Consider the following 4,226-nt stretch of genomic DNA (forward strand, 5'->3'; position numbering starts at 1 on the left):
GCCGTATCTGTTGGAACGTGGGATTAAGTTTAACATCCCGCTCGACCTGCGAACACCCAGCTACACCGACGTAAACGATGCGGCTCAAGGGAATATTCCTGAGGTTTGGAAAGAGGAATTCTGGCAGGAGTACTTCGACGAGATGGCCCGCCACCGCATGAACGTGATGACGCTGTGGAGCCTGCACCCGTTTCCGTCAATGGTCAATATTCCAGAATTTCCCGAGGTGGGGCTAGACGATGTCTGGCGCACGAAGGAGAAATACGACGACACATTTTCGCACAAAGGCATTGGCTACGACAAGCCCTATCTTTACGAAAATGTGGAGGTAGTCAAGAAAATTACCATTAAAGAAAAGGTGGCATTTTGGCAGAATGTGATGCAAATGGCCGACGACCGCGGCATTCGCTTTTATATTTTCACCTGGAATAAATTCACCTACGGCGCGGAGGGCAAGCATGGCATCACCGACGAGCAAGACAACGAAACGACTATCGCCTACTTTCGGGCTGCGGTGCGCGAGCTGCTAACTACCTACCCACTGCTGAAAGGTATCGGTATCACGGCGGGCGAGGGCATGGACAACAACCGCGACGACGAATACAATAAGGAACGATGGCTCTGGCGCACCTACGGCGAGGGCATCAACGATGGCCTGAAAATCGCACCGCGCGAGGATTTTCGGCTGGTCCATCGCTTCCACTGGGCGGCATTGGATGAGATTTTAGATAATTTCAAAGGTCTGAATACTCGGCTGGATCTGAGCATCAAATACGCCATCGCGCATGTGTACACTATTCCCGATCCGCCCTACACATTGCCCGCCTTCGAGTTGCTGACCGATACAACTAAAAGCTGGCTCACCCTTCGTAACGACGATGTGTACAGCATGCGGTGGGCCAACGTAGATTTTGCCCGGCAGTTTGTCAAGGCCATTCCCGAGGTAGATAAGGTGTCGGGCTATTACATGGGCCCCGACGGCTACACTTGGGGCCGTGACTACCTGAATAAAAATACCCTGGATAATCCGCCGCTGGTCTTCAAAAAACAGTGGGTCAGCAACATGATTTGGGGACGGTTGACCTATGATCCGACGTTGCCCCGCGAAATATTCGACGAAAATATCCGCGAGCGTTTCGGGGGGAGTTCTACACCAACCCTGTTGAAAGCCTGGGAATCGGCCAGTATGATTTTTCCTTTCATCACCCGCTTCGTCTGGGGCGACATCGACCTGAAATGGTTTCCAGAAGCTAACCTCAGTCACCGCATTTACAGGGGCTTTTTCAGCGTGGACGAGTACATCAAGCGCGAACCCGCTCCCGGCAGCCACATCGCTGGCATCGACGAGTGGTTGCATGATCCAAAATCCCACGAAACTCTTCGCTCCCCACTTTCCGTGGCTGATTCATTGGAAAATCTGTCCCAAACAGCCCTCAGAAATCTAAAAAAACTACCTGCCTACTCCGCTACCAACCCAGGTGAACTCTCCCAAACGTCGAGCGACATCGAGGCATTTGCAGAAATCGGTCTGTACTACGCCAACAAGATTCGGGCGGCGTATGCCCTGGCCACCTACGATAAAGACAAGAATGCCGCCGAGCAAAAGAGGAGTCTGGACTACCTCAAAAAAGCGGAGGCGCACTGGAATGATTATGCCGACATTTATTCAGCCAAAAACAGCCCCGCGCTATACAACCGCGTGGGTTGGGTAGATGTGAATGAGTTGAAAAAAGAGGTAAAAAAGGACTACGAGATTGTGCAAAATTGGAAGCCGGGGAGTGTGAAGTACAAGAAATAGGTTATAGTGGAGTAGTCCTAAGTTTTTGTATTCATTTGAGTTTGGATACCAATTAATAGTTATAAAGTGCTGCAAGCCACTGACCCACCTACCTCGCCGCTTCCTCGATATACTTAGGCGTCGGAGGATCATTGGCAAAGAACTCTTTCGGCTCGCCCCGGCTGATCGCCCAGCGGTCGATCCACGAAATGCCGTAGTTGCTAAACTTGGTAATTTTTTCGCGATAGGCTTCATCTTTCAAAGCAGTGGATAGATCTATGAAAGTGTAGCCATTACGCTGGTACATTTCGGCCAGGTCGTCGAGGTAGTCGGCGTTGAGTAGGCTAGCGTGAATGAGCAGTATCTGGGGGATTTCGCGATCAAAAAGTTTTTGGCTCGCTTCTTCGTAGAAATGTACTTTGGCCTCCATGTACTTTACGTAATCGGTGCCGATGCGTTGCATTTGTTCGGTGTCGCCTTTTCTTTGCGCCAGGCCGTAGGCTCGGGCGAACAGGTAGTCGGTATTGTCTATGGTCACGGGTGCTTCCGTATAGCCCTGATCGTATAAAAAGGTATTCAAAGAATCATAAGCCGACAGACTGGTACCGATGTGTAGAAAGGGGTGTCGAAAATATCGCCACGGCAAGCCCGCCGCTTTACTCAGAGGAGGCGTAACTACCGCTCCTTTAATAATATCGGCAGTGTAATCGGAAAAGATCACTCTGTGGTAGCTATTGTGTGAGAAGGTATGGTTGCCCAGTTCGTAACCGCCATCCAGCCACTGCCGGAGCAGGGCTACCTCCTTTGTTCGCAACATCCCGCCGGAGTAGAGTTTGCCCTCGTTTACAAAGCCAATGGCAGGGATGTCGTACTTTTTAAAGTGAGCGATGAGTTTGCTCGTGATCTCGGCGTGGTTATCTGCCCCGTAAGCCACGGTAGGCAAGTCATCCACAGTGATGCAGATTTGCCGCGACTGAGCTACGGCGAACTGGGCCGTGATGGCAAGGGCGATTATAAAAAGCTTCTTCATAGGTCAATCTTTTTTGTATTGAAACTCCTTCTCAAAACTCACTGCTCCGAAGTCCGCGTTGTCGGGTAGTTGGAAATTGTAATCGGCCTTCTGATCCATTTGAATCACCAGCGGCCCGGATGTGACCATTTCCATGACGTGGCCGCCAAACTTCCGGTCGTCAGAAATGAAGTGGAAGTGAAAACCCTTGGTATTGATATTTCCGATGAAGTCGGGGCAGTAAAAGCCGACCATCGTTCCCGATATATCGTCAGCTTCAAATACTGGGCGGTTAGGAATCAGCACATCCAGTCCTTCGACAAAGGGCCGCTGCTGTTTGGTCAATCCACCGCATTTGAGCCGGGCGAATTTCCCTTTGATGACAAACGCATAGAAGTAATTAGGCGAGGGTAATTTTGCTTTCACCCTGGCCTGCAAACTATCAAAGTTGACGCCCGTTTGGGTAATCTCGAATTCGTCATTTTTCTGAAAATGCACGGCATTGGCATACACCAATTTATCGGCATCCGCGCCTTCGGAAACTACCCCATCTTCCCGAATGCGAAAGGGGGTGCCGTCCACCATCACCATCTCGCCATCCAGCATATTGAACGAACCCAACCCGACATCCCCCTTGGTTTTGAGTGTCTCTACCGACAGGTCGGCGTCGAAGACTTTATTGGTGAAGGCCCACCAGATGGAGTACTGGAAGTAGGTGTCGTTTTGGGTAGTTTTGGTGGTAGTAGTTTCATCGGGCTTATCGACTCGTTTGCATGAAGCAAGAAGTACCAAACTAAGAAAAAAACAGAGGGAATAAATTTTCATTGTAGCTATTTCATTTAGTGAAATTCTTTTGTTCATTTATGCAAATTTTAGTTGCCTTACTGGCTTGCTGTGATTTTACGGTCTCATCAGCTCATCAATCAATGAATAAGTTATGAAAATTGATGTTCTCAGTTGGGGTTTTCCAAAAGGTACTACTAATTGATGATTAAGAATTGATTGAAAAAAGCTCACTCAGGGCCGGAAATTCTTCTCCTGCGTCAGCAGAAATTTGTCAAATTCAAAGCCATCTTCCCGCATCGAAAACTGAATGGTATGCTTACCGGGAGTTTCGATATCGAGGTAGATTAGGTACGGCTCGCCGCAATGTACTTTCTGAGTCCGTTGCTTGCTTTCCCAGGTCCAGGCGTTTTTGCCTTCGCACCATTGCATCCGCTGACCTGACTCTGGCCATTGGCCATCCAACCCTAGGTGGATGCCGTTGTCTTCCGAACCCGTGGAATAGGCCCGCACCCACACGTAGTAGCGACCCGTCGTTTTGAAACTCACCGGATAAGAAAGCACCGCCATCTCGCCCGCTACGTTGGAGAAATTTTCACTTTTTATCAATTTGTCGTCGTGCGTCACGCGCGTATCCGGCAGGCATTCGACGTAGGC

At 49.7% G+C, this 4,226-nt stretch carries 3 protein-coding genes and 1 pseudogene; 1 reads left to right on the forward strand and 3 read right to left on the reverse strand.

Going from position 1 to position 4,226, the window contains the following annotated elements; genetic code table 11:
• A partial coding sequence (locus ACEW8P_RS08010; RefSeq protein WP_373512569.1) for a hypothetical protein occupies positions 1–1,798 on the forward strand: 1,798 nt, incomplete at its 5' end.
• 88 nt (positions 1,799–1,886) lie between these two features.
• On the opposite strand, the gene ACEW8P_RS08015 is transcribed toward ACEW8P_RS08010, so the two are convergent.
• The 3 genes and pseudogenes from ACEW8P_RS08015 to ACEW8P_RS08025 all read right to left on the reverse strand — a co-directional run.
• Positions 1,887–2,807: a polysaccharide deacetylase family protein gene (locus ACEW8P_RS08015; protein ID WP_373512570.1), complete on the reverse strand. Its 921-nt coding sequence runs from the start codon at positions 2,805–2,807 to the stop codon at positions 1,887–1,889.
• Between the two features lie 3 nt (positions 2,808–2,810).
• Positions 2,811–3,611: an acetolactate decarboxylase gene (locus tag ACEW8P_RS08020; protein ID WP_373512571.1), complete on the reverse strand. Its 801-nt coding sequence runs from the start codon at positions 3,609–3,611 to the stop codon at positions 2,811–2,813.
• Between the two features lie 192 nt (positions 3,612–3,803).
• A pseudogene (locus ACEW8P_RS08025) lies at positions 3,804–4,226 on the reverse strand (hypothetical protein); the annotation flags it as partial.

Source organism: Persicitalea sp. (assembly GCF_041751555.1).
Lineage (GTDB): Bacteria > Bacteroidota > Bacteroidia > Cytophagales > Spirosomataceae > Persicitalea.